At 45.2% G+C, this 2,227-nt stretch carries 2 protein-coding genes; both read right to left on the bottom strand.

Going from position 1 to position 2,227, the window contains the following annotated elements:
- Positions 1 to 184: 184 nt before the first annotated feature.
- Complete coding sequence (gene tnpC, locus DFP77_RS19390) at positions 185 to 1,756, bottom strand: IS66 family transposase (RefSeq protein ID WP_114413807.1); 1,572 nt, start codon at positions 1,754 to 1,756, stop codon at positions 185 to 187.
- Between the two features lie 26 nt (positions 1,757 to 1,782).
- Positions 1,783 to 2,145 carry an IS66 family insertion sequence element accessory protein TnpB gene (tnpB, locus tag DFP77_RS19385; protein WP_114413806.1) on the bottom strand — a complete coding sequence of 121 codons (363 nt, stop codon included), beginning with the start codon at positions 2,143 to 2,145 and terminating at the stop codon, positions 1,783 to 1,785.
- Positions 2,146 to 2,227 lie beyond the last annotated feature (82 nt).

The following is a 2,227-nucleotide window of genomic DNA, read 5'->3' as shown; positions in this document are numbered from 1 at the left end:
GTAAGCGTGTGGTAAACCACACATAGATCGTGTTGCTTTACTTTAGTAAATGATTGTTATAACTTTATTATCAGACAGAGGGCAATGGATTTGTCCACGCCTCCAGGACGGAGGCTCTGTCACTTTTCAGGAAGATTCAAGGCTGCATGGATGCAGCGGGAAGACTCACCCTTTATTCTCAAACTTAAGTCAGCTTGATATTCCACGGCAATAAATCGTCTACGTCATCGTTTTCCTTTCTTCTCGGCAGCTCTTCAAACAATCTTACTAAGTAATCATACGGGATAAGCCCATTGGCTTTGGCCGTTTCTATGATGCTATAAAGCGTGGCGCTGGACCGTGCTCCATTGCCCGTATTTGAGAACAGCCAGTTTTTGCGTCCAATCACGAAGGGTTTGATGGCGCGTTCCGCTCGGTTGTTATCGATGTTGACGTGATAGTCTGTCAAGTAAACTGTTAGTTTGTCCCATTGATTGAGATTGTATTGGATGGCTTTACCCAATAAAGATTTCGGTGGCACCTGTTGAGCTGACTTTTCAAGCCAGGCTTTGTAGTTCGCTAGTGCTTCGGGCGCTTGCTCCTGACGGATTTTAAATGCGCCTTCTACATTGTCGGCCTGTTGGGCCAGCGTTTCGATGGCGTACAGTTTTTTGATGTGGTTGATCGCCATCGTTGCTTTTCCTGACTTGCCTTTCGGCATGCCTTTTTCCGCCTCAATAAATTTGCGACGTGCATGGGCCCAGCAACCAGCCAACGTGGCTTGGGTGGATTCATACGCTTGATAACCATCTACATTAAGATAACCGTCGTAGCCTTGTAAAAAATCGATGGCACATTGCCCACTTCGAGTCGGCTGGTAATCGTATAAGACAATATTCGGGATCAGGTTCTGTTTGCTTGGGGCATCTTTGCCTGTGCAATACACCCACATGTAACATTTTGAACGAGCTTCTTTGATCACATTCAGGGTGGTTTCATCGGCTTGGATAACGGACTGTTTCAGTAATACTTGATGTAGCCGTTCATAAAGAGGCTCTAAGGCATCAGCACATTTTTTCATCCAATCTGACATGGTTCGTCGGCTCAACTCAATACCGTATTGTTTGAATAAGGTTTCTTGTCGATAGAGTGGTAAGCTGTATTGGAATTTACCCGTGATAATCTGACTCAGCAGACTTGGGGTCGCGATGCCTTTGGGGATAATGCTCGGTGGTATAGCTGCTTGCTTAATCGCATTCTGAGTGCCTGTTTTTTCACACTCACGGCACGCGTATTTAGGGCGAACGGTTTCGATCACTTTAAGCTGAGCTGGGATAAAATCGAGCTTTTCAGAACGGTCTTCACCTATGCGATGAAGTGCACCTTGGCAACATGAGCAGACTTTGTCTGACTCAGCGATATCCAGTACAACCGTTTCGCGTGGTAAATCCTTTGGCAGGGGCTGACGCTTGGGTTTCTGACGAGTGTAGGAGACGGTCTGTGTTTCAGTCTCTGTGTCGATGACATCAGATTCGGCCGCTATTTCATCAAACAACTCACCTTGCCCAGGTGAGATTTCCGAGCTTTTGCCAAACTGCTTTTGCTGCGCCAAACGCCACTGCTCTAAAATGAACGTGTATTTAGATTGCCACTGCGCAAGCTGCGAGTCTTTTTCACTCAGAAGGCTGTCTTTTTTACCCAATAGTAAAGCTTGCTCAAGCAATAGTGCTTTAAGCGCTTCAATGTCATTGGGTAAGTCTTCTGGAAGTATGTTCATAGGTTGGATTATACCAACCTAATGGGCTATGCGTCATGATATCGGTAAGTTAAATGCGGATGTGCCCCCTGGGAGTGAAGGGGTAGACCGTCCAACAACCAATTCAGTTGTCGATGAGATATGTGCAGCGATAAATACTCATCCTCAATGCCTGGCCATTGGAAACGCCCTTTTTCCAATCGTTTGTAATGCAACCAAAAACCATTATTAGACCATTGCAATATTTTAATCTTGTCACGAGCTCGCCCACAAAAGACAAAAATGTGCTCACTACAAGGTTCTTTTTTAAGATCGTAGGCGACAATATTGCAAAGTCCATCAATGGCCTTACGCATATCGGTTGGTCCACAAATGAGAGTAACGTTAAGCTGGGAAGACGCGGTAAACATGAGTCTGTTGCTCTGATTTAAAAGACAACAGACTTTAAGGTGTTTGAAGATAATTAAAATGTGTGGTTTGCCGGACGCTTAC

The organism is Marinomonas foliarum (assembly GCF_003337275.1).
Classification (GTDB): domain Bacteria; phylum Pseudomonadota; class Gammaproteobacteria; order Pseudomonadales; family Marinomonadaceae; genus Marinomonas; species Marinomonas foliarum.
This window is presented reverse-complemented; position numbering and strand designations above follow the sequence as displayed.